The sequence below is a fragment of the Caballeronia insecticola genome (genome assembly GCF_000402035.1).
Lineage (GTDB): Bacteria > Pseudomonadota > Gammaproteobacteria > Burkholderiales > Burkholderiaceae > Caballeronia > Caballeronia insecticola.
Window position 1 is genome coordinate 914,409 of the sequence record NC_021294.1, and the last position, 26,560, is coordinate 940,968.

General features: G+C 62.4%; 29 protein-coding genes and 2 riboswitches. Of the genes, 13 read left to right on the forward strand and 16 right to left on the reverse strand.

What is annotated here, in order from left to right; genetic code table 11:
* Nucleotides 1–3: 3 nt before the first annotated feature.
* Nucleotides 4–1,101, reverse strand: coding sequence for a cobalamin biosynthesis protein CobW (gene cobW, locus BRPE64_RS18355; RefSeq protein ID WP_044042447.1), 1,098 nt, complete (start codon nt 1,099–1,101; stop codon nt 4–6).
* A 123-nt stretch (nt 1,102–1,224) separates the two neighbouring features.
* Nucleotides 1,225–1,470, reverse strand: a riboswitch (cobalamin riboswitch).
* Between the two features lie 152 nt (nt 1,471–1,622).
* Between cobW and BRPE64_RS32390 the strand changes: the two genes are divergently transcribed.
* The gene (locus tag BRPE64_RS32390; protein ID WP_232519239.1) at nt 1,623–1,946 is read left to right on the forward strand and encodes a cobalamin biosynthesis protein; all 324 of its coding nucleotides are present in this window, start codon (nt 1,623–1,625) and stop codon (nt 1,944–1,946) included.
* Here BRPE64_RS32390 and BRPE64_RS33235 read toward each other — a convergent pair.
* Complete coding sequence (locus BRPE64_RS33235; protein ID WP_016355008.1) at nt 1,930–2,082, reverse strand: hypothetical protein; 153 nt, start codon at nt 2,080–2,082, stop codon at nt 1,930–1,932. The two genes, BRPE64_RS32390 and BRPE64_RS33235, sit on opposite strands and share 17 nt — an antisense overlap.
* A 362-nt stretch (nt 2,083–2,444) precedes the next feature.
* Between BRPE64_RS33235 and cobO the strand changes: the two genes are divergently transcribed.
* Genes cobO through BRPE64_RS18375 form a run of 3 tightly spaced genes read left to right on the forward strand, consistent with a single transcriptional unit; the run spans nt 2,445 to nt 4,620 of the window.
* Nucleotides 2,445–3,047: a cob(I)yrinic acid a,c-diamide adenosyltransferase gene (gene cobO / locus BRPE64_RS18365; protein ID WP_016355010.1), complete on the forward strand. Its 603-nt coding sequence runs from the start codon at nt 2,445–2,447 to the stop codon at nt 3,045–3,047.
* A gap of 5 nt (nt 3,048–3,052) precedes the next feature.
* The gene (locus tag BRPE64_RS18370; protein WP_016355011.1) at nt 3,053–4,351 is read left to right on the forward strand and encodes a cobyrinate a,c-diamide synthase; all 1,299 of its coding nucleotides are present in this window, start codon (nt 3,053–3,055) and stop codon (nt 4,349–4,351) included.
* Nucleotides 4,348–4,620 (forward strand): DUF1289 domain-containing protein, encoded by a 273-nt coding sequence (locus BRPE64_RS18375; RefSeq protein ID WP_016355012.1) that lies wholly within the window; start codon nt 4,348–4,350, stop codon nt 4,618–4,620. The genes BRPE64_RS18370 and BRPE64_RS18375 overlap by 4 nt, the downstream gene beginning before the upstream one ends.
* A gap of 15 nt (nt 4,621–4,635) precedes the next feature.
* On the opposite strand, the gene BRPE64_RS18380 is transcribed toward BRPE64_RS18375, so the two are convergent.
* Nucleotides 4,636–5,436 (reverse strand): CbtA family protein, encoded by an 801-nt coding sequence (locus BRPE64_RS18380; protein WP_016355013.1) that lies wholly within the window; start codon nt 5,434–5,436, stop codon nt 4,636–4,638.
* A 9-nt stretch (nt 5,437–5,445) separates the two neighbouring features.
* Nucleotides 5,446–5,679, reverse strand: coding sequence for a CbtB domain-containing protein (locus BRPE64_RS18385; RefSeq protein ID WP_016355014.1), 234 nt, complete (start codon nt 5,677–5,679; stop codon nt 5,446–5,448).
* Between the two features lie 29 nt (nt 5,680–5,708).
* Nucleotides 5,709–5,835: riboswitch (cobalamin riboswitch) on the reverse strand.
* Between the two features lie 48 nt (nt 5,836–5,883).
* Here BRPE64_RS18385 and BRPE64_RS18390 point away from each other — a divergent pair.
* From BRPE64_RS18390 to BRPE64_RS18400, 3 genes are all read left to right on the forward strand, one after another.
* On the forward strand, nt 5,884–6,444 hold the full coding sequence (locus BRPE64_RS18390) for a histidine phosphatase family protein (protein ID WP_044042450.1): 561 nt from the start codon (nt 5,884–5,886) through the stop codon (nt 6,442–6,444).
* Nucleotides 6,445–6,525: 81 nt separating this feature from the next.
* Nucleotides 6,526–6,897 (forward strand): DUF1428 domain-containing protein, encoded by a 372-nt coding sequence (locus tag BRPE64_RS18395; RefSeq protein ID WP_016355016.1) that lies wholly within the window; start codon nt 6,526–6,528, stop codon nt 6,895–6,897.
* Nucleotides 6,898–6,955: 58 nt separating this feature from the next.
* The gene (locus tag BRPE64_RS18400) at nt 6,956–7,270 is read left to right on the forward strand and encodes an antibiotic biosynthesis monooxygenase family protein (RefSeq protein WP_044042451.1); all 315 of its coding nucleotides are present in this window, start codon (nt 6,956–6,958) and stop codon (nt 7,268–7,270) included.
* A 98-nt stretch (nt 7,271–7,368) separates the two neighbouring features.
* On the opposite strand, the gene BRPE64_RS18405 is transcribed toward BRPE64_RS18400, so the two are convergent.
* A complete protein-coding gene (locus tag BRPE64_RS18405) occupies nt 7,369–7,848 on the reverse strand; it encodes a hypothetical protein (RefSeq protein WP_232519279.1) in 480 nt (159 codons plus the stop codon).
* Complete coding sequence (gene lhpI / locus BRPE64_RS18410) at nt 7,815–8,747, reverse strand: bifunctional Delta(1)-pyrroline-2-carboxylate/Delta(1)-piperideine-2-carboxylate reductase (protein ID WP_016355020.1); 933 nt, start codon at nt 8,745–8,747, stop codon at nt 7,815–7,817. The genes BRPE64_RS18405 and lhpI overlap by 34 nt, the downstream gene beginning before the upstream one ends.
* Before the next feature lie 245 nt (nt 8,748–8,992).
* On the opposite strand from lhpI, the gene ppk2 reads away from it, so the two are divergent.
* The gene (ppk2, locus tag BRPE64_RS18415; RefSeq protein ID WP_016355021.1) at nt 8,993–9,889 is read left to right on the forward strand and encodes a polyphosphate kinase 2; all 897 of its coding nucleotides are present in this window, start codon (nt 8,993–8,995) and stop codon (nt 9,887–9,889) included.
* 20 nt (nt 9,890–9,909) lie between these two features.
* On the opposite strand, the gene BRPE64_RS18420 is transcribed toward ppk2, so the two are convergent.
* From BRPE64_RS18420 to BRPE64_RS18440, 5 genes are all read right to left on the reverse strand, one after another.
* Nucleotides 9,910–10,134, reverse strand: coding sequence for a hypothetical protein (locus BRPE64_RS18420; protein ID WP_016355022.1), 225 nt, complete (start codon nt 10,132–10,134; stop codon nt 9,910–9,912).
* Between the two features lie 183 nt (nt 10,135–10,317).
* Nucleotides 10,318–11,826 (reverse strand): efflux transporter outer membrane subunit, encoded by a 1,509-nt coding sequence (locus BRPE64_RS18425; protein ID WP_044042452.1) that lies wholly within the window; start codon nt 11,824–11,826, stop codon nt 10,318–10,320.
* A gap of 9 nt (nt 11,827–11,835) precedes the next feature.
* On the reverse strand, nt 11,836–15,036 hold the full coding sequence (locus BRPE64_RS18430; protein ID WP_016355024.1) for an efflux RND transporter permease subunit: 3,201 nt from the start codon (nt 15,034–15,036) through the stop codon (nt 11,836–11,838).
* 28 nt (nt 15,037–15,064) lie between these two features.
* Complete coding sequence (locus BRPE64_RS18435) at nt 15,065–16,261, reverse strand: efflux RND transporter periplasmic adaptor subunit (RefSeq protein WP_044042453.1); 1,197 nt, start codon at nt 16,259–16,261, stop codon at nt 15,065–15,067.
* Nucleotides 16,262–16,358: 97 nt separating this feature from the next.
* A complete protein-coding gene (locus tag BRPE64_RS18440) occupies nt 16,359–17,192 on the reverse strand; it encodes an alpha/beta hydrolase fold domain-containing protein (protein WP_044042454.1) in 834 nt (277 codons plus the stop codon).
* Between the two features lie 218 nt (nt 17,193–17,410).
* On the opposite strand from BRPE64_RS18440, the gene BRPE64_RS18445 reads away from it, so the two are divergent.
* The 4 genes from BRPE64_RS18445 to BRPE64_RS33465 all read left to right on the forward strand — a co-directional run bounded on the left by BRPE64_RS18445 (nt 17,411) and on the right by BRPE64_RS33465 (nt 19,808).
* Nucleotides 17,411–18,421, forward strand: a complete 1,011-nt coding sequence (locus BRPE64_RS18445; RefSeq protein WP_044042455.1) for a LysR family transcriptional regulator — start codon at nt 17,411–17,413, stop codon at nt 18,419–18,421.
* A 68-nt stretch (nt 18,422–18,489) separates the two neighbouring features.
* Nucleotides 18,490–19,020 carry a GNAT family N-acetyltransferase gene (locus BRPE64_RS18450; RefSeq protein ID WP_016355028.1) on the forward strand — a complete coding sequence of 177 codons (531 nt, stop codon included), beginning with the start codon at nt 18,490–18,492 and terminating at the stop codon, nt 19,018–19,020.
* Nucleotides 19,021–19,256: 236 nt separating this feature from the next.
* Nucleotides 19,257–19,628 (forward strand): DUF4148 domain-containing protein, encoded by a 372-nt coding sequence (locus tag BRPE64_RS18455; RefSeq protein ID WP_016355029.1) that lies wholly within the window; start codon nt 19,257–19,259, stop codon nt 19,626–19,628.
* 30 nt (nt 19,629–19,658) lie between these two features.
* Entirely contained in the window at nt 19,659–19,808 is a 150-nt protein-coding gene (locus BRPE64_RS33465; protein WP_016355030.1) for a hypothetical protein, read from the forward strand.
* Between the two features lie 54 nt (nt 19,809–19,862).
* Here BRPE64_RS33465 and BRPE64_RS18460 read toward each other — a convergent pair whose 3' ends face one another.
* Nucleotides 19,863–22,385, reverse strand: a complete 2,523-nt coding sequence (locus tag BRPE64_RS18460) for an adenosylcobalamin-dependent ribonucleoside-diphosphate reductase (protein ID WP_016355031.1) — start codon at nt 22,383–22,385, stop codon at nt 19,863–19,865.
* 186 nt (nt 22,386–22,571) lie between these two features.
* On the opposite strand from BRPE64_RS18460, the gene mobB reads away from it, so the two are divergent.
* Complete coding sequence (mobB, locus tag BRPE64_RS18465; protein WP_016355032.1) at nt 22,572–23,096, forward strand: molybdopterin-guanine dinucleotide biosynthesis protein B; 525 nt, start codon at nt 22,572–22,574, stop codon at nt 23,094–23,096.
* Here the strand turns inward: mobB and BRPE64_RS18470 are convergent.
* The 4 genes from BRPE64_RS18470 to BRPE64_RS18485 all read right to left on the reverse strand — a co-directional run bounded on the left by BRPE64_RS18470 (nt 23,093) and on the right by BRPE64_RS18485 (nt 26,552).
* The gene (locus tag BRPE64_RS18470) at nt 23,093–23,302 is read right to left on the reverse strand and encodes a DUF2783 domain-containing protein (protein ID WP_051180463.1); all 210 of its coding nucleotides are present in this window, start codon (nt 23,300–23,302) and stop codon (nt 23,093–23,095) included. The two genes, mobB and BRPE64_RS18470, sit on opposite strands and share 4 nt — an antisense overlap.
* Complete coding sequence (locus tag BRPE64_RS18475; RefSeq protein ID WP_016355034.1) at nt 23,299–24,978, reverse strand: FAD-dependent oxidoreductase; 1,680 nt, start codon at nt 24,976–24,978, stop codon at nt 23,299–23,301. Before BRPE64_RS18475 ends, BRPE64_RS18470 begins: the two co-directional genes overlap by 4 nt.
* Before the next feature lie 201 nt (nt 24,979–25,179).
* Nucleotides 25,180–25,962 carry an IclR family transcriptional regulator gene (locus BRPE64_RS18480; protein WP_016355035.1) on the reverse strand — a complete coding sequence of 261 codons (783 nt, stop codon included), beginning with the start codon at nt 25,960–25,962 and terminating at the stop codon, nt 25,180–25,182.
* A 71-nt stretch (nt 25,963–26,033) separates the two neighbouring features.
* The gene (locus BRPE64_RS18485; protein ID WP_016355036.1) at nt 26,034–26,552 is read right to left on the reverse strand and encodes a cupin domain-containing protein; all 519 of its coding nucleotides are present in this window, start codon (nt 26,550–26,552) and stop codon (nt 26,034–26,036) included.
* Nucleotides 26,553–26,560: the final 8 nt, after the last annotated feature.

Here is a 26,560-nt window from a genome sequence, read left to right on the forward strand (position 1 = left end):
GCGTTACGCCTGCGCGGACGCGTTGGCGGGGACGCTTGCGAGCGCGGCTTCGAACGCGCGTTGTAGCGTGTCGCGTTCGAGGTCCTCGCCGATCAGCACGAAGCGGCTTTGCGTCTGCGCTTCGCCCGCGTCCCAGCGGCGGTCGAAGTAACTGTCAAAGCGACGGCCGACGCCCTGCACGACGAGCCGCATGGCAGCGCCCGGCAGCGCGGCGAACCCCTTCACGCGATAGATCGTGTGCTGCTCGACGAGCGCATGCAACGCCGCCAGCGCCTGCTCGCGCGATTCGACCTGCGCGTGCACGACGACGGAATCGAAGTCGTCATGATGATGATCGGCGTGACCTGCATCATCCGCCGAGCCGTGGTGATCGTGCCGCAAGTGGATCGTCTCTTCCGATGCCGATGCAAGCCCGAGCAGCGCATGCACGTCGAGCTTGCCCATTTGCGCGGGCACGATCTTTACCTCGGCCGGCACTTCGGGACGCACGAGCGCTTCGACTTTCCGTAGCGCATCCGCATCCATGAGATCGGTCTTGTTGACGATCACGAGATCCGCCGACGAAAGCTGATCTTCGAACAACTCGTGCAGCGGCGATTCGTGATCGAGATTCGGATCGGCGCGGCGCTGTGCATCGACTGCGACGGGATTCGCCGCGAACTGCCCGCTCGCGGCGGCGGGACCATCGACCACGGTGACGACCGCATCGACCGTGAACGCGTTTTTGATCGACGGCCAGTTGAACGCCTGCACGAGCGGCTTGGGCAACGCGAGGCCCGAGGTCTCGATCAGCACGTGATCGATGCGTTCGCGGCGCTCGACGAGTTGCTCCATCACCGGATAAAACTCTTCCTGCACGGTGCAGCACAGGCAGCCGTTCGCAAGCTCGTACAGATTGCGGTCTTGCGAGGCGGCTTCATCGTCGCAGCCGATGCCGCAGCCCTTCAGGATTTCCCCATCGATGCCGAGTTCGCCGAACTCGTTGACGATCACCGCAATGCGCAAGCCGCGCGCATTGGACAGGATGTGCCGCATCAACGTGGTCTTGCCGCTGCCGAGAAAGCCGGTCACGACCGTGACGGGAATCTTGCGGGTTTGCATCGTAGCTCCGTGGCTGTGGATGCGTGCGCTCCATACGCGCGATGCGAGTGCAACGCGGAACGACGGGAAAAAGTCGCGCACGGCTTGATGGATCGTGGGTCGCACCGCATCCCCGCGGCAGCGAACCCGTCGCTTCGTCTGGCCGGTATCCGGGCTGACGATCACGCCGCTTCGCCTTCCCGCGCATTGCGCAGTGGCCTCGAAGCCGGTTTGCCGTGTGCCTGAATTTCATGCGCGCGGCGATCGCTTACCGTTGCGGGGGCAGCGCAGGTTGACGTTCGTTCGATCTCGCGACTCGAACGCGCCCTGCTTCCCGTTTAACTGCGCGCGAGAGAATCCGCGCGCGAGCACCAAAACTGCGTGAAAGTCTAGGCCCGACGCGGGCGAGCGTCAACCGTGTGATATCGTTGGCCGCGCTTAAATGGGGCATTCATGCGATGAAACTATGCGAACACGCCATGCGGCTTGCGGTCGGCATCGGCTGCAGGCGCGGTGCGAGCGCCGATGCCATCGAAAGCGCCGTGCGTCGCGCACTCGGCGCGCGTGCGTTCGGCGATATCGCATGTGTCGCGAGCATCGATGCTAAACGTGACGAAGCCGGTTTGCTTGCCTTTTGCGCGCGATATCGTTTGCCTTTGCATTTCTTTAGCGCGGAAGAAATCGTTAAGGCGCCGGGCGGTGCGGTTTCACATCGCGCGTCTAAGCAATTTAATGTCGATGGCGTATGCGAGCCCTGCGCGCTGCTTGCGGGTAACGCAGATACGCTGATCGTGCCAAAGACAATCGATGGCGGCGTAACGGTAGCAATTGCCATGATGCATGCGCCGCTTAAGAACGCGATATAAAAATTGCTTGAGCCGCGCTTCGTGCACGCGCCTTGACGACGAGCGGTTTAGCGACAAGCGGCTTGAATTTATCGCGGCATTGCCAGATGAGGATGGTAAGCGCGACGAGTTCCAGATATAAATAGATGGCGTTCATTTCCTGACTCCTGCCGTTGTGTCATGGCGATATTTCCACGCGAGACTTAGATAAAAATGAGGCGCCGCCCTTAGCGGTGCAGACCCCTTTTGCCGCCATGTTCGCGCGGCGGCCGCATCGCCCAGAAACACGCGAGAAGCGCCACGTAGAACACGAGCACCGAAGCGCCAACGACGCTTGCAATCAAAACGCTGTCCATCGATTTCTCCCTAAGCGATCTTTGTCGGAAGCTTTTCTGATGGAGACAGAATGCACGCCGTTTCTTAGCTGAGCGTTATTGAAACGCCATTGCGCGCTCGAACGGATGCGTCGCCTGATGTACGATACGGCCGTCTTTACGCCTCATTCCTACTGGAGATCATGTGAAAACCGATACCGAATCGCATCTGCGCATGACCCAGCGCCGCAAGGAAGGCCACGAGAAAAAGCAGGCAGCGGCGGATCGCGAGAAAGGCCTCTTGATCGTGAACACCGGCAACGGCAAAGGCAAGACCACGGCCGCGTTCGGCATGGCCGTGCGCGTGCTCGGTCACGGCATGAAGCTCGGCGTCGTGCAGTTCATCAAGGGCGCGTTGCATACGTCCGAGCGCGATTTTCTCGGCGCAATCGCGCAATGCGATTTCGTCACGATGGGCGACGGCTACACCTGGAACACGCAGGATCGCGAAGCCGACATGGCGACCGCGCGACGCGGCTGGAACGAAGCGCGCCGCATGATCGAAAGCGGCGACTATCAGATGGTCGTGCTCGACGAACTGAACGCGGTGCTCAAATACGAATATCTGCCGCTCGATGAAGTGCTCGAAGTCCTGAAAGCGCGGCCGTCCATGTTGCATGTCGTCGTGACCGGACGCCACGCGCCCGACGCGCTCGTCGAACTTGCCGATCTCGTCACCGAGATGCGGCTCGTGAAGCATCCGTATCGCGAGCAAGGCGTGAAAGCGCAACGCGGCGTCGAGTTCTGAACGCGATGCCTGCCTGCCCTGCTCTGTTCATCGGCGCGAGCGCGTCGCACCAAGGCAAGACCACGGTCACGGCCGCGCTGGCACGCCATCATGCGCGCCGTGGCCTGAAAGTGCGCGTCTTCAAGACCGGACCCGATTTTCTCGATCCCATGATCCTCGAGCGCGCATGCGGCGCGCCGGTCTATTCGCTGCATCTCTCGATGGTCGGTCTCGACGCATGCCGCGCGTTGCTCGCGCAGGCTGCCCGCGAAGCCGACCTGATCCTCATCGAAGGCGTGATGGGTCTCTTCGACGGCACGCCCAGCAGCGCCGATCTCGCCGCCGCGTTCAAGGTGCCCGTGCTCGCGGTGATCGGCGCGCACGGCATGGCGCAGACCTTCGGCGCGATTGCGTTCGGACTCGCGCGCTATCGTGACGATGTGCCGTTTCATGGTGTGCTCGCGAATCGCGTGGCGTCGGCGCGTCATGCGCAGATGTTGTCCGAGGCTATTCCACACGGGCTGCGCTATTGCGGCCACGTGTCGAACGCGGACGATATCGCGCTGCCGGAACGGCATCTCGGGCTCACGCAGCCCGCCGAGATCGAAGGTCTCGACGCGCGCCTCGATCGCGCCGCCGACGCAATCGCGCAAACCACGCTCGCCGATCTTCCGCCTTCCGTTCATTTCGACGATGCAACGTTGCCCGCGCCGCCGCGTCTGCTCGAAGGAATGCATATCGCGATGGCGCGCGACGCCGCGTTTTCGTTCGTCTATCCGGCGAACGTCGACTTGCTCATGGCGATGGGCGCGACGATCAGCACCTTCTCGCCGCTCGCCGACGAGCCCGCACCCCGCGATGCACACGCGCTCTATCTTCCCGGCGGCTATCCGGAACTGCATGCGGCAACGCTTGCCGCGAATGCGCGCACGCGTGCATCGATAGCGGAGCATGTCGCGCGTGGGAATACGGTCGTCGCGGAATGCGGCGGCATGCTCTATCTTGTCGAGACGCTCACGGATGTCGAAGGCGAGAAGCACGCCATGCTCGGCGTTCTGCCCGGCGACGCCGCGATGCAGCGCCGTCTGTCGCGCCTCGCGATGCAGCGTGTCGACACGACGCACGGCACAATGATGGGCCATACGTTCCACTATTCGACGCTCGCTACGCCGATGCAGCCCGTCCTTCACGCATCGCACGCAACAACCGGCACGACTGGCGAAGCGCTCTATCGGCACGGGCCGGTGACGGCCACTTACATGCACGCTTACTGGCCGTCGAATCCGGCCGCAGCCGCCGCGCTCTTTCGCGGCGAATTGCTATGACGACCACACAAGACCTTCAGCAAGACAAAGAGACGCCGCTCGATCTCGCCTTCACGATCGAGCGCGCCAAGACTCAGGAACCCATCGGCTCGCCCTGCACGAACGTGTGCAAGCTCGACCCGGACAGCGGACTGTGCCGGGGCTGCTATCGAAGCCGTGAGGAAATCAAGACCTTCCGGTCGTTGGACGATGCCGCGAAACGCGCGCTCTTCGACGAATTGCTCGCGCGGCGTGCGGCGAATGCAGCAAGCGCAAAGCCACGCCTCTGAAAAAGCGGCTCTCTATCAAGCCGCAGCCATTCGCCTCACCGCAGGCCGTTCCAGTTCACGCGCGGCGAGTGCGCCGAACACGAGGCCGAGCGTCGTCCAGATCAGCGCCTGAATGCCGATCGCGGCCAGCCGGAAATTCCACAGCAGCGAAGCCGAGAAACCGTCGGGCACTTCGTCGATGCGCGGCAATGCGACCTGCGCCACCGCCACCACGACGACATACGCGAGCCCGGCGATGAGCGTCGCATTCCAGTTGCCGTGCCGCGCCTGCAGGCGTCGCTGCAAACGCACGGCGAGCACCGCGGCCACGATCGAAATCGCCACCATGCCGAAGAACAGCGCGGTACGCGGCCCGATGGTCTCGGCATTGCCGACCGCCGGCGGATTCGGCGGGTACTTGAGAAACGGCACGATGGCCGCGCTCACGAAGCCGAACAACGCCAGTAGCGCCGACGTACCGCGCGCATGCAACGCGCCGAGCCGTCCGTAAGCAAATGCGAACACCAGCGAAAAAAGACCGCCCAGCGCGGTGCCGAATACGGCGACGCCCGTCAGCAGGCCGAGACCGGCTTGCGTATCGCGGGAGACGAGTTCTTCGTCGCCATGATCGTGCGCATCGTGCGATGTTGCCGCGCTGGCATCGGCGTGTGCGTGCGCATCCGCGTGCTCATGTGCGCCTGCGGCATGCTCATGCTGTTCCTCGAACGCAATCGCGCGAGCCACGGAGGGTTCGCCGAACGTGCGCGCAAAACCGAAGCCGATCAGGCCCGCGACGAGTCCCGCGATCATGCCGCGTATCAACAAGCTGCGAATCATGTTGCGTCCTCAGTGGCACGGAAAGCCGAGCAGATGCCGGCCGTCGTGAACGAATTCGTGGACGTACATGCCCGAGATGATCGACGTCGCACCCTGCTCCGCGCCGACGAAATAGATCGCGATCAGCAGAATGAGGCCGATGAAGACGGCCCACGGCAACACTTCGCGCACCGGAATGGGCACGGGTGCGTCGAGCGACGGGGAAACCGGCGATGAGAAGACCGGCGCGTTGGAAGCATTCATGGTGGTTCTCCAGGGAAAAGCGCGTCCCGATTGACGAAGAGCTTGCAGCGGGGTCTGACTCGCGGCGTCTCGCTCCTCGGCTGACGAACCGCTCACAGTGGCGCGACCGTGCCGGGCTTGCACCGGCTTCCTCGCACTGCAAGCTTGCCATTCTATGATGATTGCCGGCAAAGTAAAACGATCTCGACCGCGCCATCGATTCCATTGAAACTCATTCTGCTGTGCCACGCCGCCACGCGCGCGATGAAAACCGGCCACTTTCCCACCGGCGACGAGCCCGCGGAAAGCCACGCGCCCGCGCCCTTTCACGCCGACGACACGGCGCGCGTGATCGCGAGCCCCGCCCGCGTCGCGCGCGAAACGGCAGCGCGTATTGCTCGGTCGTTCGAGATCGATCCCGCGTTCGACGATATCGACTATGGGCGCTGGCGCGGACATTCGGTCCGCACGGTCGGCGAGAGCGAGCCGGACAATATCGCTGCGTGGCTGCGAGATCCGCACGCGCGGCCGCACGGCGGCGAAAGCATCGCGATGCTTGCTGCGCGCGTGATCGACCGCATGGCGCGTATCGAATGCGACGAGTCGTGCGGGCGCTGCATCGTCGTCACGCATGCGATCGTCGTGAAAGCGGCCGTGGCGCATGCGCTCGGCCAGCCGCTGTCGTCGATTCATGCGATGGACTTCGCGCCAATGTCATCGACGGTGCTTTCGCGGCAATCCCGCACCGACGCGTGGGCGCTCAACGCACCGTGTAAGCCCGCCTGAACTTAGAAGCGTTCGAACCGCTCCAAGCATGCAGCGCAACCGATGCGCAAACTTGCTTGCACTTCCATTCAGGAGACTCACATGGCGCACTATGTGGACGGATTCGTCGTACCCGTGCCGCTCGACAAGATCGATGCGTATCAGGCAATGGCCGAAGCAGCCGGCAAAATCTGGCTTGAGCACGGCGCGTTGCAGTTCGTGGAGACCCTCGCCGATGACGTCAAACCCGGCAAGCTCACTTCGTTTCCGCAAAGCGTGCAAATGAAGGAAGGCGAGACGGTGGTGTTCTCGTATATCGTCTACGAATCGCGCGAACAACGCGACAGCGTCAACGCTAAAGTAATGGAAGACCCGCGCCTGAAAGCCATGATGGAAAACGGCACACCGCCGTTCGATCCGCAACGCATGTTCTTCGGCGGCTTCAAAACGATCGTCGAGTTGTCGCGCGACTGACGCCTTCGCCTTCTGTTGTCAAATCCAGGCCCGCTTGCCGCAAAGGAAACGCATCGATATGTATATCGCCATGAATCGCTTCAAGATCGTGCCCGGCGCCGAGGCCGACTTCGAACACCTCTGGACCAGCCGTGACACGCATCTCAAGGACGTGCCGGGCTTCGTCGAATTTCATCTGCTCAAGGGGCCGGTGAAGGACGATCACGTGCTGTATTCGAGCCACACGATCTGGGCGAACAAGGAAGCCTTCGAGGAGTGGACGCGTTCGGATGCGTTCCGCGCCGCGCATCGCAATGCGGGCGGCGAGACGCGTCAGCTGTATCTCGGTCATCCCGAGTTCGAAGGCTTTGAAGTGATTCAGACCGTCAAGTGACGATGCGAACGACCGCGCGTTTTTAGCCGATCTTTCGGAAGAAAGCGCGCGCGTTTTACATCGATATGAAAAAACGCGCTTCGCCGTAAGAGATTTTTTTAAGCCTTGGCGCCGCGCGCCATGCGTTGCAGCGTCGATGAATCGATGGCTGCGGCGCAGATGCGCACCGCTTCCTTCAACGTGCGCGGCCGGCCTGCGCCGAACTGGCTTTCCAGCATTGCGACAGCGCGCACGCGCTCGTCCTGGCCAAGCTTCTCGCCGGTGGCAAGCTCCAGAACCGAGATAAAGTAAGCGGCGGGCGGCGCTGCGGCCGTCTGGCGCGCTGCGGGGCGATCTTTATGCCCCGCGCCGCCGCCTTCGCGCCCGTCGTCGCGGGCGGGGATCCACGGGTGCCATTTGCTGTCGTATCGACTTTTCATGGGTTGGTTCGCTGGCTGAATTGCTTCGGCGTCAAATCGCGCCTCAATCGTCAATGGGCAAACAATCAGCAAATACCGTTCCAACCGAATCGCTACGATGCTCCGCTTTATTGCGATCGAGCGTTTTAATCTGACAAAAGCGCGCGCGCCACGCGGCATGCAGCAAGGTCCCACGCCGCACAGCCAACCGATTTAAACATCACGGGCCGCGCGGCATTCAGTTGCTTTGACGATGTGGCAAGCGCTTCGGCGAGCGGATGCACCGAAGCCCAATCGACTCCCGCCAGAATGAAATCGCCCGCTTCGTGACGCGCGCCGGCGAGATCGTCGACATAGAGATCGCTTGCATGGATCGTCTGCGCGCCAATCTCGGCGGCATCCGCCGTAAAAGCACCCACGCCGATCACGAGACGTCCCGCGCGCGCAGGCATCGTATATACAGGCGTCTTGCTCGTCGTCGCGGCGATGACGACATCGATCGACTCAGGAATCGCAGGCTCGTCCAGCGCGGCGAGATTCTCCGACACCGACGCATGCGCCTCAACGAATGCGCGCGCGCGTTCGGGACGCGAGCCCTGCACGCGAATGCGCACATCGGGATAGACGGCCGCGAGCGCCTCGATGTGATACGCCGCCTGTTTGCCCGTGCCGATCACGAGCACATCGCGCGGCGTGCCGCCATGCAACGCGCGGATCGCAAGCATCGACACGGCTGCCGTGCGGCGGCCCGTCACGGTCGGACCATCGAGCATGAATTGCGGCACGCCGGTGGCGGCGTCGAATGCGGTGACCTGGCCGTGAATCGTCGGCAGACCGAGCGCGCCGTTGCCCGCGCATACGTTGACCAGCTTGTGCATCGCGAGATCGGCGGCGCTCGCGGGCATCGACAGCATCACGCCGCCTTCGATCGGCACCACCATGCGCTCCGGGCTGACGATGCGTCCTGCCGCGTAATCGAGCATCGTGGCGGCGAGCGTGTCCACGAGACGGTCATAAGGCACGAGGCGTGCCGTGCGGGCTTCATCGAAACTCTGAAGGGCGCGTGGGGTGTCGGTCATCGTGTTCTCGCTGAAGAATTGGAAAATGCCATCGGCATGCCATTGAAGTGACGGACCATTCTAACGGCGCGCGCCCATGCGTCATAACGCGCGCCGCCTTCAAGACCGCGCGCGGCGCTTCTACAATGAAACGTCATTGTCATACGACTGACATCGATTACCGTCACAATCGGCCGACGCGGGCCGACCCGCACCGCGAGCCGTCATAAGACGGCGGCAGCCCAAGAACGCTCACGGAGCCCTTCATGAACAAGACGGACAAGCAGCGCCGTTTCCATGCCGACATCATCGACAGCTACGACGAAGAGTTCGAGATGGAAGTCGACGATCGCTTTCTCGACGGCGAATCGACTTTCTCGGAAGAAGAGCGCCAGCTACGCAAGACCTATTTCCGCGAGCTATTTCGCCTGCAAGGCGAACTCGTGAAACTGCAGGACTGGGTCGTGCATACGGGACACCGGCTCGTCGTGATTTTCGAAGGGCGCGATGCCGCCGGCAAAGGCGGCGCGATCAAGCGCATCACGCAGCGGCTCAATCCGCGCGTGTGCCGCGTGGCCGCCCTGCCCGCGCCGAACAACCGCGAACGCACGCAGTGGTACTTTCAGCGTTATGTGTCGCACTTGCCCGCCGCCGGCGAGATCGTGCTGTTCGATCGCAGTTGGTATAACCGCGCGGGCGTGGAGCGCGTGATGCAATTCTGCACCGATGAAGAGTATGAGGAATTCTTCCGCTCGTGCCCGGAGTTCGAAAAGATGCTGGCGCGTAGTGGGATTCAGATCGTCAAGTACTGGTTCTCGATCACCGACGACGAACAGGAAGTGCGCTTCGAAGCGCGTATCGAAGATCCGCTCAAGCAGTGGAAACTGAGTCCGATGGATCTGGAAAGCCGCCGCCGCTGGGAGGCCTACACCGCGGCCAAGGAAGTCATGCTTCAGCGCACGCACATTCCGGAGGCGCCGTGGTGGGTCGTACAGGCTGTCGACAAGAAGCGTGCGCGCCTGAACTGCATTCATCACCTGTTGAGCCAGGTGCCGTATCACGAGATCGAACATCAGCCGATTACGCTGCCCGATCGTGTGTTCAATCCCGATTATCTGCGCCAGCCTGTGCCGGATGAGATGTACGTGCCCGAGGTTTACTGAACTGAATTGCTGTGCGCGCTTCAGCAGCAGTTATTGCAGGGCAGATGCTTCGCCGCTGCATGATTGCGCTGACGCGCCACCGTATAGCGCAGCGCCACATGCCACACATGCTGCGAGCCCTTGAGCACCACCACGAACATCACCTGCGCGAGATTGAAGTCGAGCGAGACCATCAGGCGCGTCAACAGTAGCAGTGGCAACACCACCGCCGGCTGATACAGTTGTTTTGCTATCAAGTCTTTCATTACCGGCTCCCATTCCCATAAACAGAATTTTAGGGAAATGAGCCTCGCGGATAAACGCTCCGCCGGTGAAGACATATGTTCCTTGAGACGAACAATCCGCTTCGTCTGCCGGTCTTTCTTTAGAACCAGCGCTTAAAGAAAATGGCCCTGCTTGAAGCAAGGCCATTTTTCACATCACTCACGTCACTTTTGCGCGAGACTCGGCTCGGGCACCGGCGTCGGGTGCGCATCGCCCCAGCCGCCGCCTAACGCGCGGATCAGATTCACCGTCGATACCGCCTGCGTGCCCTGCAATTGCACCGACGCGCGCTGCGTCTGAAGCACCGTGCGCTCCGCATCGATCACGTCCAGATAGTTCACCGCGCCTTCCGTGTACTGCGTGCGCGAGAGCTGCGCGGCGCGCACCGACGCTTTCACGGCATCGTCCTGCGTCGCGGTCTGGTCTTCGAGGATGCGCAGATCGGAGAGGTTGTCCTCCACTTCACGGAATGCGACGAGCACCTGCTGGCGATAATTCGCGACATCCTCTTCATACACCGCACGCGCGTTCGCCAGGTTGCCCTTGCGACGGCCGCCATCGAAGATCGGCAGATTGAGCGCCGTGCCCGCGAACGGACCCAGCAAGAACGTGCGGCTCGACCACTTGAAGAGATCGCCGAGCGTCGCCGATTCGAAGCCGCCCGAGCCCGTCAGCGTAAGCGACGGGAAGAACGCGGCCTTCGCCACGCCGATCCGCGCATTGGCCGCAGCCATCGAACGCTCCGCTGCCGCGATATCCGGACGACGCTCCAGCAGCGACGAAGGCAGGCCCGGCGGCACGCGCACCGTCACCGGCTTGAGCGGGTTCGCGGCCATCGAGAACTCGGCGGGCGCCTTGCCGAGCAGCACCGCGAGGCTATGTTCCGACGCCGCGCGCAGGCGCTGCACGGTCATCGCGTCCGAGCGCGCCGTCGCAAGTTCCGACTTCGCGCGCGCCACGTCCAGTTCGCTGATGTCGCCTTCGGTGTAGCGCCGTTGCACGAGCTTGAGCGCTTCCTCGCGCAACTGCACGGTGCGCGTGAAGACATCGGTTTCGGCATCCAGCTCGCGCAGATTGAAGTAGTTCTGCGCGACGTCCGCCTGCAACGCGAGCTGCACCGAACGGAACAGCGCCTCGCTCTGCTGCGTGTCGGCGTTGGCGGCCTGCACCGAGTTCGATACGCGGCCGAACAGATCCACTTCATACGATGCGCTCGCCTGCGCGCGCCATAGCGTTTGCGCGGGCACGTTGCCATCGGCCGGAAGGAACTGCGACGCGGGCGAGAACTTCTCGCGCGTCGGGCCGAAGCCCGCATCGAGTGTCGGGAAGAGTCCCGCGCGCGCTGTCTGGTTGATCGCGCGCGCTTCCTTCACGCGCGACGCCGCCGCCTTCAGGTTCTGGTTCGCGTCCTGCGCCTGCTTTTCCAGGTCGTTGAGCGTGGCGTCACCGAAGATGCTCCACCATTCGCCGCGCAGCATCTCTTCCGAGGGCTGCGCGGTCTTCCACGTGCCCGCTTCGAATGCGTCGAGCGTCTTTTGCGGCGTTTCCTTGAAGGCGGACGGCGCGTTGACGTCGGGCTTTTCGTAAGTGGGCGCGAGTGAACAGCCCGCCACCAGCAACAGCGTGACCATCAGACTCGATACAACATGTAGCTTATTCATCATCGACCTCATTGCGCCTCCTCATTGCGCTTCGTAAGGGGCGCCGATCCCGCGCATTTGCGGATGCGAGCCATGCTTGTCCGTCACGTGTTCGGTGCGCGAGAGCTTGCGCAGCAGCACGTAGAACACCGGCGTCAGCATCAAACCGAAGAGCGTCACGCCCAGCATGCCGAAGAACACCGCGACGCCCATCGCGTGACGCATTTCCGAACCCGCGCCCGACGACAGCACGAGCGGCACCACACCCATGATGAAGGCGATCGACGTCATCAGAATCGGACGCAGACGCAGGCGGCTTGCTTCGATTGCGGCCTGCACGATCGAGCGTCCCTGCATCTCCAGTTCGCGTGCGAACTCGACGATCAGAATCGCGTTCTTCGCCGACAAGCCCACCAGCACCATCAAACCGATCTGCGTGAAGATGTTGTTGTCGCCATCGGTGAGCCACACGCCGAGCAGCGCCGACAGAATGCTCATCGGCACGATCAGGATCACCGCGAGCGGCAGCGTCAGGCTTTCATACAACGCGGCGAGCACGAGGAACACCAGCAGCACGCTGATCGGGAACACCCACAGCGCCGCGTTGCCCGCGAGAATCTGCTGATACGTGAGATCGGTCCATTCGAACTTGATCCCGCGCGGCAGCACTTCCGCCGCGATGCGTTCCGCCGCCGCCTGCGCCTGGCCCGACGAATAACCCGGAGCCGGACCGCCGTTGATATCCGCCGCCGTATAGCCGTTGTAGCGCACGACCATTTCCGGACCGTAAGTCGGCGTCACTTTCACGAGCGACGACAACGGCACCATGTCGCCATTCGCGTTGCGTGTCTTCAGCAAGCCGATATCTTCCGGATTCGCACGGAACGGCGCATCCGCCTGCACACGCACCTGATACACGCGTCCGAAGCGATTGAAGTCGTTCACATAGAGCGAGCCGAGATAGACCTGCATCGTGTCGAATACATCGGTCACCGAGACGCCCAATTGCTTCGCCTTCGTGCGATCCAGATCCACGTTCAGTTGCGGCACGTTGATCTGATAGCTCGAGAACGTCGGTCCCAGTTCGGGCGTTTGCGATGCACGCTTGATGAACGCCTGCGTTGCATCGTTGAGTGCTGCATAGCCGAGCGCGCCGCGGTCTTCCAGCTGCATCTTGAAGCCGCCGAGCGTACCGAGACCGAGTACCGGCGGCGGCGGGAACACGGCGATGAACGAACCCTTGATGCCCGCGTACTTCTGATTCAGCGCACCGGCAATGGCGTTCGCCGACAGCGCCTTGTCATGCACGCGTTCCTTGAAGGGCTTGAGCGTCACGAACACGATGCCCGCGCTCGACGAGTTGGTGAAGCCGTTCACCGACAAGCCCGGGAATTCCACCGCGCTTTCCACGCCCGGCTGCTTCAGCGCAATGGCCGACATCTCGCGAATCACGCCTTCCGTGCGATCGAGCGATGCACCGTTAGGCAATTGCGCGAAGCTGATCAGATACTCCTTGTCCTGCGCGGGCACGAAACCGCCCGGCACGATCTTGCCCATCAGCACGGCGCCTGCAAGCAGCACCGCATACACCACCATCATCAGAGCCTTGCGATTGATGACGCTCTTTACGCCCTTGCCATACGCGTCCGAGCCGCGATGAAACACCTTGTTGAAGCCGCGGAAGAAGCCGCCGAATACGCGGTCCATGCCGCGCGTGAGCCAGTCCTTCGGCTCGTCGTGGCCTTTCAACAGAAGTGCTGCGAGCGCAGGCGACAGCGTCAGCGAGTTGAACGCGGAGATCACCGTCGAGATGGCGATGGTCATCGCGAACTGCTTGTAGAACTGGCCCGTCAGACCCGACATGAACGCGAGCGGCACGAACACGGCAACGAGCGTCAGCGCAATCGCGATGATCGGCCCGCTCACCTCGCGCATCGCCTGATAGGTAGCCTCTCGCGCCGATAACCCCGCTTCGATGTTCCGCTCGACGTTCTCGACGACCACGATCGCATCGTCAACGACAATACCGATTGCGAGCACCATCCCGAACAACGACAGCGCGTTGATCGAGAAGCCGAATGCAAGCAGCAGCGAGAACGTACCGACAATCGACACCGGCACCGCGAGCAACGGGATGATCGACGCGCGCCACGTTTGCAGGAACACGATCACGACGAGCACGACCAGCGCGATCGCTTCGGCGAGCGTGTGGATCACGGCCTCGATACTCGAACGCACGAACTGCGTCGGGTCATAGACGATCTGGTATTCCAGGCCCGCCGGCATGTCCGCCTGCAGTTCCTTCATCGTCTTGCGGACTTCGTCGGAAATTTGCAGCGAGTTCGCGCCCGGCTGCTGATTGATTGCGATCGCCACCGCCGACTTGTTGTCGAGCAGCGAGCGCAGACCATATTCCGATGCGGCCAGTTCGACGCGCGCCACATCGCTCAGATGCGTGACTGCGCCATCCGGCGATGTCTTCAGCACGATGTCGCGGAACTCCGACTCGTTCTGCAAGCGGCCGCGCGCATTCACGTTGAGTTGCAGCGGCACGTTCGGCAACGTCGGCGAGCCGCCGATCACGCCTGCCGCGACCTGCACGTTCTGCTCGCGGATCGCGTTGACGACATCGGTCGCCGTCATGCCGCGCTGCGCGACCTTTTGCGGATCGAGCCATACGCGCATCGAGTAATCGCCCGAGCCCCACAGTTGCACTTCGCCCACGCCCGCAATGCGCTCCAGACGGTCCTTCACGTTGATCAGCGCATAGTTGCGCAGATACGTCATGTCGTAGCGGCCGTTCGGCGAGTTCAAGTGGACGACCATGGTCAACGTCGGCGACGACTTGATGGTCGTCACGCCCAGGCGCTGCACATCCTGCGGCAGACGCGGCAGCGCCTGGTTCACGCGGTTCTGCACGAGCTGCGTGTTCTTGTCAGGATCGGTGCCGAGCTTGAACGTGACGGTGGTCGTGAGATTGCCGTCGCTGTTCGCTTGCGACTGCATGTAGAGCATGTCCTCGACGCCGTTGATCTGCTCTTCGAGCGGCGAGGCCACGGTCTCCGCGATCACCTTCGGATTCGCGCCGGGATACTGCGCATGCACCACGACCGAAGGCGGCACGACTTCCGGATACTCGGAGATCGGCAGCTTGAACATCGCGATGATGCCCGCCAGCAGCACGACCACCGATAGCACGCCCGCAAAGATCGGGCGGTCGATGAAGAATTTGGATATGTTCATGACGAGTTCTGGTTCTGTGCAGTGATGCTTACTGCGCGGACGCCGTCTTCACGGCGGGCACGTTGCCGCTGTTATCCATCGCGACGTTCTTGGCTTTCACCACGTCGTTCGGACGCACACGCTGCAAGCCGTTCACGACGATGCGCTCGCCAGGCTCCAGCCCCTTTGAAATCACGCGCAGGCCTTCATGCGTCTGCCCGAGCGTGACTTCGCGGTACTGCACGCGGTTGTCCTTGTCGACGACCATCACGTACTTCTTGTCCTGGTCGGTGCCGACCGCGGCATCGTCGACGAGCACGGCCGGATGCGGCGTGCCGCCGCCCACCTTCACGCGCGCATAGAGACCCGGCACGAGCGAGCCGTCCGGATTGTTGAAGCGCGCGCGCACGCGGATCGTGCCGGAGGTCGTATCGAGCCGGTTATCGACGGAATCCACGACGCCTTCGCGCGAATAACCGTCCTCGTTCGCGAGACCGAGCGATACGGGCACACGGCTGCCGGCATCGCGGCCGAGATAGCGCAAGTACGTTTGTTCGTCGACATCGAACGATGCGTAGATCGGCGATACGGAAACGAGCGTCGTCAGCAACGGCGCATTGGCGCCCGTCGATACGATGTTCCCCACCGTCAGTTCCGCGCGCGACACGCGGCCCGACACCGGCGCAACGATATGCGTATAAGCCAGATTGATCTTCGCGGTTTCGACCGCGGCCTGCGCGGCCTTCAGGTTCGCGACGGCCTCGCGCGCTGCGTTCTGCTTCTCGTCGTAATCGCGCTTGGCGATCGCGTTGTCCGCGAGCAGGCGCTCGGCGCGCGCCGCATCCGTCGACGTATAGCCGTTACGCGCCTGCGCCGCCGCGACCTGCGCCTGCGCGCGGTCCACTTCGGCTTCGTACGGACGCGGATCGATCGTGAAAAGCGGATCGCCCTTCTTCACGAGCTGTCCGTCCTTGAAATGCACGGCGACGATCGTGCCGGGCACCAGCGGACGGATATCGACGTGATCGACCGCTTCCATCCGGCCCGAATAGCTTTGCCAGTCGGTGATGGTCTTCGAGACGACGCTGGCCACATCGACTTCGGTGGCGGTCGGGCTATGGGCCGCGGCCTGCGCTTGATTCATCGCCGCGTCGCCGTGACCGCGCCATGCGGTATAGCCGCCCGCGCCAGCGATGATCAGCGTCGCGCCTAGCGCGGCGTAGATGCGTTTGCGAGTAAAGAACATGATGAAGGCTCCGGTTGCGTTGAGATTGTTGTTGTCTGGTGCGTGGCGGGCGTGCCGTTTCTTGCGCTTAAGTTCTTTGCGCTTAAGTTCCTTGCGCTTATTTTTCTTGCGCTTGCTTAGCGCGCCCAAGCCGCTTTCTGAAGAACGTGACCACATCGGCGAGCGCGTCGGGGTGCGCGGCCAGCGCCTGATGCGATGCGTTGCCATGACGCGTGACTTCCGTCGATACGCCCGCCGCGATCAGTTCGCCCGCATATTTCTCCGCTTCGATATGCAGGAGATCGTGCTCGGCGCTCGCGATCAGCGCGGACGGCAGGCCGTGAAGCCGGCGCGATTCGAGCGGCGCGGCGTACGGATGCAAACGTTGCGACGGATTCGGCAAATACGCCCGATACCACTGCGCGCACTCGCACGCCTCGAAATCGGGACACAGCACTTTGCGTTCGTCGGCGAGGCGCGTCATGCTCGGATCGAGCAGCGGCGCGAGCAAGGCTTGGGCGGACATGCGAATATCGCCTCGATCGCGTGCGATAGCCGCCACGCAAGTCGCGAGATTGCCGCCCGCATCGTGCCCCGCAATACCGATTCGCAAAGGGTCAGCACGCTGCGCACGAGCATGCGCGACGGCCCATTGCGCGGCGCGATAGCCGTCTTCGGGCGCGGTTGGAAACGGAAACGCGGGCGCGAGCGAATAGCCGACGGACACCACCCACGCAGGCGTATCGCGGGCGATGGTCGCGGCGGCGATGTCTGCATCGTCAAGTCCGCCGCCGACAAAGCCGCCGCCGTGAAAGTACAGAACAATGGGCAGGATCGTGCCGTCCGACGCGGGACGGTAGCTGCGCAGCGTGATGGGCTGCGCGTGTCCCGTGATGCGCACGTCTTCGATGCACAGACGCGGGCTCGACTCCAGATCCAACAGTGATGCCATGGTTATTTCCGGTGCGGGGCCGATGCTGCAAGGCCGACACGCATGAGTTGCAATGGTGCGAATTCTGGAGTCCGCGCCTTTTTTAATAAATGCCTATAATCCGGCAACACAATTCGGTCGCACCGAACAATCGTGGTTATCCCTTGCGATTGTTTTATCGGCCACTCTTTAGCGTGCGCTTAATTCCAGGAGCCGCTAAGTAAAGAAGGTGAGAGAACATGGATCGGCTACAAGCAATGCAGGTCTTCACCCGCGTCGTCGACACCAACAGCTTTTCCCGCGCAGCGGATACGCTCAATCTGCCGCGCGCGTCAGTCACGACGATCATTCAAAACCTCGAGGCGCATCTCAACGTGCGTCTGCTTCAGCGCACGACGCGACGACTCAATCTCACGCCCGACGGCGCCGCGTATTACGAGCGCTGCGTGCGCATTCTCGCGGACATCGAAGAAGCGGAAGGCTCGTTCTCGAACAACGGCAAGGGGCCGCATGGCAAGCTGCGTGTCGATATGCCGGGCGCGATCGGGCGGCTCATCGTGATGCCGCAGCTCTGCGATTTCCATACGCGCTATCCGGAAATCGAACTGATGATGGGCTTCGGCGACAAGCCGGTCGACCTGATTCAGGAAGGCGTCGATTGCGTGATTCGCGTGGGCACCTTGCAGGATTCGAGTCTCGTCGCGCGGCGCATTGGCGTATTTCAGGGCGTGACGGTCGCGGCTCCGCAATATCTCGAACGCAACGGCACGCCGAAAACGATCGAAGATTTGCAGAATCACACGGCGGTGAATTATTTTTCGAGCCGCACGGGCCGCATCATGGACATGGACTTCGTCGTCGACGACGAGACCATCGAAGTGAAGATGCGCGGCATGATCGCCGTCAACGATGCCGAAGCGTATCTGAGCTGCGGCCTCAAGGGCGTCGGCATCATTCAGGTGCCGCGTTTCATGGCGTTGCCGCATCTGCGCGCGGGCGAACTCGTTGAAGTGCTGCCGCAATGGAATCCGCTGCCGATGCCTATTTCCGCGGTGTATCCGCACAACCGGCATCTGTCGCCGAAGGTGCGCGTGTTCGTCGACTGGGCTGCAGAGTTGTTCGAACGCTGCCCGCTTCTGCAAGGCCAGAAGGACGCGGAAGAACGCTGCCTGCCGACCAGCACGCCGGCGCCTGTTATCGTGCGTCACGGCACGCCGGAAGTCGCGGGCACCGAGGATGTAGTTGCATAGCGAATCATCGGCGGGACGCGGCATCGCACGGTCGTCAATCAACGACAACGCAATAACAACGAATAAAAATGAGCGACAACATCACCGTGCGCCGCGTCGGCGCGAACGAGGCTACGGAATACATCGCGGCGCTGGCGGACGTGCTCATCGATTGCGTAGAAGGCGGCGCGTCGGTGAGCTTCATGCTGCCCATCTCGCGCGAAACGGCCGTCGATTTCTGGACACGTATTGCGCTTAGCGTCGCGCGTAACGAACGCGTGCTGCTTGTCGCTGAAGACGATGAAGGACATGTACTCGGTACGGTGCAGGTTGTCATCGATCAGCCGGAGAACCAGCCGCATCGCGCCGATATCGCGAAGATGCTGGTCGTGCGCCGTGCACGACGCCGGGGCATCGCACAACGCCTGATAGCCGCCGCCGACGATGCCGCGCGTGCCGCAGGCAAGTCCGTGCTCGTGCTCGACACCGTGACCGGCGGCGACGCCGAGCGACTCTACGAACGCGCGGGGTGGCAACGCGTGGGCGTCGTGCCGAACTATGCGTTGAAGCCCGACGGCACGCTCTGCGCGACGACTTTCTTTCACAAGCAACTCGCTTGAAGATCGCGCTAATTGCGGGCCTATCGCTTCGATAGGCACTTTCTTTTCACAGCGCAAACGTCCGCCTGCCAAGCCTCCGCGCGATTATTCGCCGAAATCGATAAATCTATTCGCTGATATGGCATTTATCCGCCCGTAGCGCCCGACTACATTCGACCCTATCGCAGCGTGCATCAACCGCAGATTGCAATCCGCATTTGCCCGCACGCAGCTTCGGAAAGAAGGAGTCGCACAGCATGAAACAGCTCGTCACGGGGTTTTCTCTCGCAGCCATCTCCGCCGTTGTCACAACTACGGCATTCGCGGAGAGCGGACAAGGCATCGGCCACGCCGGCACGTATCAAACGTCGGCGCAAGCACAGGAAAGTTCGAGCAGCACGCCGAAGACTCGCGCTCAGGTACGCGCCGAACTCGCCGCCGCTTTTTCGAACGGCTCGCTGCCCGCGCTGAATCGCAACACGTATCCGGAACGCAGCATGTGGGGCGATGCGATCGCCGCGCAAAGCGAGCAACGCACACGTGATGCGGCGCAAGCGGAAGCGCGTAATCGCGAGATCGTCGAGTATGCCAACGGCTCCGCGACACAAGGCAACGTGACGGCGCGTTGAGCGCCGTCAGCAAGGAATCAAGAGGTCATCATGTTCGAAAACACTTCCCTCGATCAGTTCTCCGCTCTGGACGTTTTCCCGTCGGTTACGCCGGTGTGGCGTCCCTTCGTTCAGCACGCAACGCATGAGCCCGCGGTCTCGCACGAGACGCAGCAAGGCAGCGGCGATTGCGCGCAGTGAGCGTGAACTGAAAGGCGCGGACAGACGTCTGCGCCTTTTCTCTCAACAGCAGTTTTAACCGCACGCGCCAATTTCGCCGCACGCGGTGCAGAAGTCGCAGCCATCCTTGCGGATCACCGCGTTCGCACCACACGTCGCGCATTTTCGGCCGTGCATTTGAGAAAGACCATGCGGATCGATCTCCCCTTGCGCGATGCCCTCGGTTACGTCGTCGAGCTCATCGGCTACAGCTACCGAATGCGACGTTCTATCGCCCGGCTTGCGCGCAAGCACGCGCGACGGTACCTGGTTGCCTTCTGCATCCAGAAAACCGCGGCGATGAAGAATCTGCTGGATCGCATACGCTAGCGCCGCGACTTCGGAGTCGTGCCAGCGCGGACTGCGATGCCCGTCGAGACGTTCGACATCCCCCAGTCTCACCTGACCGCGATCCCACGATACCTTGCGCATATCCTGCAGCGTGCGTGCCGCAAAGCCGCCGCGCGCAGCGAGTGAAATCGAGCGCATGGTCGCAGTGATCCATTGCTGCGATTCGTCGCGCTGACCCGTCGGGATAAAGAACTCGATGGGCCGTTCGATCGTCACGTCCTCTCCCGCGATGCGTCCCGTCACTTCGATGAACGACACCGCGAGATAGAGCGACTTCTTGCCCGCCTGCGTCAGATACTCGACCTTCTCGATGATCGCGGGCAACTCGCCCTTCGGCCGATGATCGATTGCGATGCGCAGCGGATCGAGATCGAATTCCGGGTCCGGCGAATCGCTCGGCGTTTCTTCCGGTGTTACCGACAACACCGCACCCAGCGTTTCATTGGGCCGATAGGTTGCGAGCCCCTTCAGGCCGCGCCGCCACGCTTCGAAATAGAGATCCTGAAACTTGTCGAACGGATAGTCGGCGGGCACGTTCACGGTCTTCGAGATCGACGTGTCGACGAAAGGCTGCACCACCGCCATCATCTCCATGTGATCGTGCGCCGACATGTCGAGTGCGCTCACGAAGTAATCGGGCAGCGTGTTCACGTCACCGCCCATCTCGCGATACAGCCGGTAAGCATGATCCTCCACCGCGAAGGTTTGACGCGAGCCGTCCGCCATGCGCTTGGTGCGCTGATATGTCCACGAAAACGCGGGTTCAACGCCGTTCGACGCGTTGTCCGCGAACGCAAGACTCACGGTGCCGGTAGGCGCGATTGAAAGCAGATGGCTGTTGCGAATGCCGTGCTCGCGTATCGCATTCTTGAGGTCTTCCGGCAGACGCGATGCGAACGTGCCCTCTTCCAGATACTGCTTCGCATCGAAGAGGGGGAACGCGCCGCGTTCCTGCGCGAGTTCCACCGATGCCCGATACGCCGCATCGCGCATCGTGCGCGCGATGCGCGTGGCGAAGTCGCGCCCTTCCTGCGCGTCATAGCGCAGACCGAGCATCACGAGCGTATCGCCGAGACCCGTGAAGCCCACGCCGATGCGGCGCTTCGCCTGCGCCTCGCGCGCCTGTTCGTCGAGCGGCCAGAGCGTGACGTCGAGCACGTCGTCGAGAAAACGTACTTGCGTGCGCGTGGTTCGCGTGAAGGCGTCCCAGTCGAACGAAGGCGCGCCGCCGCGCATCTGCGCGAACGGCGCGTTCACGAAGCGCGTGAGATTCAGCGGACCGAGATTGCAGCAGCCGTATGCGGGCAGCGGCTGCTCGCCGCACGGATTGGTCGCGCGAATCGCTTCGATGGCGCGCAGGTTGTTGTCGTCGTTCATGCGCGACATGAACACGACGCCCGGCTCCGCGACATCGTACGTCGAGCGCATGATCGTGTTCCATACTTCACGTGCGCGCACTTCGCGATACACCCATAGGCCATCCTCACGCTGATGCATGTCCTCGGCCGCGCGTTGCGCAGGCGAGGGCTCCGCCTTGTGCACGAGTTGCCAGATGGCGTCATCGGCGATGGCTTGCATGAACTCGTCGGTCACCGCGACCGACACGTTGAAATTGTTCCAGCGCCCTTTCGTATGTTTTGCCGCGATGAATTCGAGCAGGTCCGGATGCGTGCAATCGAGAATGCCCATCTGCGCGCCGCGCCGTGCGCCCGCGCTTTCGACGGTGCGGCACGATGCATCGAACACATCCATGTAGCTGCATGGGCCGGACGCCGCGGAACCGGTCGAATGCACGCGTGCGCCGCGCGGCCGGATCGCGGAAAAGTTATAGCCGACGCCGCCGCCGCGACGCATCGTTTCTGCGGCCTGCAAGAGCGCAACATAGATGCCCGGCAGGCCGTTGCTGTCGACGCCTTGTATCGCGTCGCCGACGGGCTGAACGAAACAATTGATGAGCGTCGCGTCGAGGCCCGCGCCTGCTGCGCTCATGATGCGCCCCGCACCCAGCGCGCCGCGCCGGAAGTTGTCGATGAACTCCGCTTCCGTCTTCGCGCGCAGCTCTTTCGGCTCGGCAAGCGCAACGCCGCGCGCCACGCGGCGATAGATATCTTCGACGCGCGTCTCATCGCCCTTGGCGTATTTTTCGAGCATCACGTCGATGGAGAACTGCTGCGGTGCAAGAGCGGTGCTGGGATTGTCTTCGGCCATGTCGAGTCCTCTGAATGCTTGGGGCGCGGTGCGGGCTTCGTGCGGGTTTCACGCGGGTTTCGTGCGGGTTTCGTGTTTTCGTACGATGCACACGCCCCGAAGGGCAATGCCCGACGATAGCGCGATTTCACCCGGCCTGCCATCGAACAGCTAAACTCCGCTGATCATTATCAGCCGATCATTCGCATGAGTTCAGGTCATCCGCCGCTATTCGGCATCGCGGGCCGTTCGGGCCAAGGCAAGACCACGCTGATCGAGGCGCTGCTGCCGTGGCTGCGTGCGCGCGGACTCACGGTCAACGTCATCAAGCACAGCCATCATTCGATCGAACTCGAACCGCCGGGCAAGGACAGTGCGCGCTTTCGTCGCGCGGGCGCGGGGGAAGTGCTGATCGCGTCGCCGTATCGTTACGCGATCGTGCGCGAGTTGCATGGCGAGGAGGAGCCGTCGGTTAGCGAGCTGGCGAAGCGCCTGTCGCACGCGGACCTCGTGATCGTCGAGGGATTCGCGCGCGAGGCGATGCCGCGTCTCGAAGTGGTGCGGCCGTCAGCCGGTCGCGATCCGCTTTATCAGACCGACGTCGAGATAGTTGCGATTGCAACCAATGCGCCGGATGCGCTCAAGACCACGCTGCCGGTACTCGCGCTCGACGACATCGCGAGTATCGGCGCGTTCATCTGCGAGCGCATGGGTATCGTGCTGACAAGCTAAGCCGCGACGAGACCGTGACGCGCCATCGTCAGCGCGTCTTTCAGCACATCGCCATCGCCGATGTGATTGGCGAGCAGCAAGATCAGCTTCGCATTGAGCATCTGGCTTTGCTCGTCGGAGAGTCCGTTGTGCGTGTCGATGAGGCGCTCGTAGAACGCATCGTGGTCCGCGATATTCAGTTCGAGAGTGAGCTTCATACGATTCATCCGTTGCAGGTTGCACGCTTGAGCGCCGCCGCGACCGCCGCGGCATCGAATGTGCGCCAGCGCGCGCACACGTGTTGATCGGGACGCAACAGATAGAACGTGCCGGGCTGCGCATCGAAACGATGCGCGACCATGCCTTCGACATCTTCCACCACCGTCACGCCCTTAGCCGCGCACGACATGCCCTTCGGCACGACAATCAGCGCATTTAACGGAAGCGGTCCATCCGACAACGCCGCGAGGCTTTTCGCGCAGGCGTCCGGGTCTTGCCCGAGTCCGCAGAAATAGATGCCCGTGAATGCGCCGCCATGCGTTTGGGCGAGCATCCATGCGTCGCGGCCATCGACGCGCACGGGTGCATCCGCGCATGGCGCGCCCGGCACCATTGCGCCGGTGAAGGCATCGTCCGCACGATCGGGCGTGTTCAGCGGTGAATCGCGCAGCACGGCCGGCACCGATAAACGTCCGCTGTTCGCAACGCGCCGTGCGAACGGACAGTCCTTCGCGAGATTGAGCGTGGCATCGCGGAACAGCCGCGAAACCGCGCTTTTCGGCGTGATGAAATCGGTGGCGCGCGTCGAGTTGAGGATGTTTTCGTCGGCGGCGTATTCGCGTTCGGACGCGTAGGTGTCGAGCAGCGTGTGAGGCGCATCGCCATTCAGGACGAGCCTGAGTTTCCATGCGAGATTGTCCGCGTCCTGCACGCCGCTGTTCGCGCCGCGCGCACCGAACGGCGACACGCCATGCGCGGAGTCCCCCGCAAAAATGACGCGCCCATGCCTGAAGTGCTCCATGCGCAAGCACGAAAACGTATAGACGCTTACCCACTCCAGTTCGAACTCCGCGTCTTCGCCGAGCAACGCTTTTACGCGCGGAATCACGCGTTCGGGTGCTTTCTCCGCGACGGGATCGGCGTCCCATCCAAGCTGAAAATCGATGCGCCATACGTTGTCCGGCTGACGATGCAGCAGCACCGACTGGTTGCGATGAAACGGCGGATCGAACCAGAACCAGCGCTCCGTCGGAAAAGGCGCCTTCATCTTCACGTCGGCGATCAGGAAGCGGTCCTTGAACGTGCGGCCGTGGCTGTCGAGATTGAGCGCGTGTCGCACCGGACTGCGCGCACCATCAGCGGCGACCACGTATTGCGCCTTGAGCGGATAAATTCCATCGGGCGTTTCGACCTGCAGCTCGACATGATCGTCATGCTGAGTCACGCCGATGACGTTGCTCTTCCAGCGCAAGTGCAAATTGTCGAGCGTCATGGCGCGCTCGGCGAGAAAGGCTTCGACGTAGTACTGCTGCAAGTTGATGAACGCGGGACGCGCGTGCCCGGTTTCAGGCAGCAGGTTGAATGTGTAGACGAGTTCGTCTTGCAGAAACACCTTGCCGACGTTCCAGCTCACGCCCTTTTCCATCATGCGTTCGCCGCAACCGAGGCGATCGAAGATCTCCAGCGTGCGCTTGGCGAAGCAGATTGCGCGCGATCCGCTCGATACGGTGTCGTCGTTGTCGAGCAGCACCGTGCGCACGCCCTGTTGCGCGAGATCGATGGCAGTCGCGAGACCGACCGGACCCGCACCGATCACCGCGACGGGATAAGGCGATGACGCGGGCGCATCGTGATCGGGCGCGCGCTCATAGTCGAAACGCAGGGTGGCGTAATTCACGGACATCGGTTCGTCTCCATCGGCGAGCCTGCGCGTCCTCGTAGCGGGATCTTCTCAGGCTCCGGTGCGAATTGCTTCGCTTTCGGTTATCTGTTCATCATTGTACAAGTCGTTTTATATTGTTAAATTTGCGTTTACCCGTATGGGGACGCGACAAAGCCTGCGACGATCGTCGCAGGATGATGAAAGGGCGCTATCGGCGGGAAATCAGACGGCGACGAAGCCCAGCATCTTCGACACGTGCCCGGCACACGCACGCAGCGCTTGGGCGATGTCGCCGTTCCATGCGCCATCGAACGAACCGCTCGGCCCGATCGCGGTGATCGCGAGCACGATGTTGCGCGAATGATCGAACACCGGCGCGCTCATCGCACTGATGCCCGCGACGGGATCGTCGATCGCTCTCGCGATGCCGTGTTCGCGCACTTCGGCGAGCATCGCGTCGATCTGCGCGCGCGTGTAATCGCGACGTACGGCGCCCGTTTGCAACGCGCCCGCGCGTTCGATGGCCACCAGCGCGTCCACGGTCATCGGCGGAAGATACGCGGCGAACGCGCGGCCCGTTGCGGTCTGCAACAACGACATCACCGTGCCTGTGCGCATCGTCACGTGGATGGGCACGCTCGCTTGCCGGATATGCACGATCGTCGGACCATAACTGCCCGCGCTCGCAAGCGCGACCGTATGCTCGACGCGCGGCGTCATGTTCGCCACTTCCTCGATTGCAAGCCGCACCGGATCGACGCGCTGCAAGCTGATCAGGCCCATCTGCAACGCGAAAGGCCCGAGTTCATAGCGGCCCGTGGCGGAGTCTTGCTGAATCAACCCGAGATTGCCGTACGACACGAGATACGGATGCGCCTTCGCCGACGGCATGCCCGCCTTCTTCGCGAGATCGCCGAGCAACATGGGCCCGCCGTGATCCACCAGTGCGCGCAAGAGCGCGCCCCCTACTTCGATCGATTGAATGCCGCGGCGCACTGCGCTCATGCCTGATCCTGCGTGTGTAGTCGAGATGCGCGCGATGATAACCGCACTCGCGCGCGCGGCGTCGGGTCACGTCACGTCTTTGGGCCGAGACGCGTGATCAACTCGCGATGCTGCGGATATCGTGCTTCCAGCGTGCCCGGCGCGGCCAGTTCGAACTCGCTGAATTCGAAGCCCGGCGCGACCGTGCAGCCGACCAACGCCGCGCCCGAAGCATCGCGACATTCGGCGGCAAACCAGTCGCCCGCTTTCACGACAGCTTGAAACGATGTATGCGGATGCATGAGCGCGTTGCCAAGGCGATGCGTGACGAGCGCGCCGCCGGCATCGTTCGCTTCGAGCACGTGCACATCGAGCGGATCGCCTGCATAGAAATGCCAGACCTCGTCCGAACGAATGCGATGCCACGCCGAATGCGCGCCATCGCATAACAGGAAGTAGATCGCGGTGGATGCGGAACGCAACGCGCCTTCGCCTGCGCGCGTCACGCGAGCATTGTCCCGATAGGTCTCGCGAAAGAACCCGCCTTCGGGATGCGGTTCGAGCTTCAGACGCTGAATCAATTCGTTCGTATCGATGCGTTCGCCTTGCATGGCGCTCC

Coding starts and splice junctions, on each gene's coding strand:
- cobW (WP_044042447.1), bottom strand. CDS start 1,101: ATGCAAACCCGCAAGATTCCCGTCACGGTCGTGACCGGCTTTCTCGGC.
- BRPE64_RS33235 (WP_016355008.1), bottom strand. CDS start 2,082: ATGAACGCCATCTATTTATATCTGGAACTCGTCGCGCTTACCATCCTC.
- BRPE64_RS18370 (WP_016355011.1), top strand. CDS start 3,053: ATGCCTGCCTGCCCTGCTCTGTTCATCGGCGCGAGCGCGTCGCACCAA.
- BRPE64_RS18375 (WP_016355012.1), top strand. CDS start 4,348: ATGACGACCACACAAGACCTTCAGCAAGACAAAGAGACGCCGCTCGAT.
- BRPE64_RS18380 (WP_016355013.1), bottom strand. CDS start 5,436: ATGATTCGCAGCTTGTTGATACGCGGCATGATCGCGGGACTCGTCGCG.
- BRPE64_RS18385 (WP_016355014.1), bottom strand. CDS start 5,679: ATGAATGCTTCCAACGCGCCGGTCTTCTCATCGCCGGTTTCCCCGTCG.
- BRPE64_RS18395 (WP_016355016.1), top strand. CDS start 6,526: ATGGCGCACTATGTGGACGGATTCGTCGTACCCGTGCCGCTCGACAAG.
- BRPE64_RS18400 (WP_044042451.1), top strand. CDS start 6,956: ATGTATATCGCCATGAATCGCTTCAAGATCGTGCCCGGCGCCGAGGCC.
- BRPE64_RS18405 (WP_232519279.1), bottom strand. CDS start 7,848: ATGCCGCGTGGCGCGCGCGCTTTTGTCAGATTAAAACGCTCGATCGCA.
- lhpI (WP_016355020.1), bottom strand. CDS start 8,747: ATGACCGACACCCCACGCGCCCTTCAGAGTTTCGATGAAGCCCGCACG.
- ppk2 (WP_016355021.1), top strand. CDS start 8,993: ATGAACAAGACGGACAAGCAGCGCCGTTTCCATGCCGACATCATCGAC.
- BRPE64_RS18420 (WP_016355022.1), bottom strand. CDS start 10,134: ATGAAAGACTTGATAGCAAAACAACTGTATCAGCCGGCGGTGGTGTTG.
- BRPE64_RS18425 (WP_044042452.1), bottom strand. CDS start 11,826: ATGAGGTCGATGATGAATAAGCTACATGTTGTATCGAGTCTGATGGTC.
- BRPE64_RS18430 (WP_016355024.1), bottom strand. CDS start 15,036: ATGAACATATCCAAATTCTTCATCGACCGCCCGATCTTTGCGGGCGTG.
- BRPE64_RS18435 (WP_044042453.1), bottom strand. CDS start 16,261: ATGTTCTTTACTCGCAAACGCATCTACGCCGCGCTAGGCGCGACGCTG.
- BRPE64_RS18440 (WP_044042454.1), bottom strand. CDS start 17,192: ATGGCATCACTGTTGGATCTGGAGTCGAGCCCGCGTCTGTGCATCGAA.
- BRPE64_RS18445 (WP_044042455.1), top strand. CDS start 17,411: ATGGATCGGCTACAAGCAATGCAGGTCTTCACCCGCGTCGTCGACACC.
- BRPE64_RS18450 (WP_016355028.1), top strand. CDS start 18,490: ATGAGCGACAACATCACCGTGCGCCGCGTCGGCGCGAACGAGGCTACG.
- BRPE64_RS18455 (WP_016355029.1), top strand. CDS start 19,257: ATGAAACAGCTCGTCACGGGGTTTTCTCTCGCAGCCATCTCCGCCGTT.
- BRPE64_RS33465 (WP_016355030.1), top strand. CDS start 19,659: ATGTTCGAAAACACTTCCCTCGATCAGTTCTCCGCTCTGGACGTTTTC.
- BRPE64_RS18460 (WP_016355031.1), bottom strand. CDS start 22,385: ATGGCCGAAGACAATCCCAGCACCGCTCTTGCACCGCAGCAGTTCTCC.
- mobB (WP_016355032.1), top strand. CDS start 22,572: ATGAGTTCAGGTCATCCGCCGCTATTCGGCATCGCGGGCCGTTCGGGC.
- BRPE64_RS18470 (WP_051180463.1), bottom strand. CDS start 23,302: ATGAATCGTATGAAGCTCACTCTCGAACTGAATATCGCGGACCACGAT.
- BRPE64_RS18475 (WP_016355034.1), bottom strand. CDS start 24,978: ATGTCCGTGAATTACGCCACCCTGCGTTTCGACTATGAGCGCGCGCCC.
- BRPE64_RS18480 (WP_016355035.1), bottom strand. CDS start 25,962: ATGAGCGCAGTGCGCCGCGGCATTCAATCGATCGAAGTAGGGGGCGCG.
- BRPE64_RS18485 (WP_016355036.1), bottom strand. CDS start 26,552: ATGCAAGGCGAACGCATCGATACGAACGAATTGATTCAGCGTCTGAAG.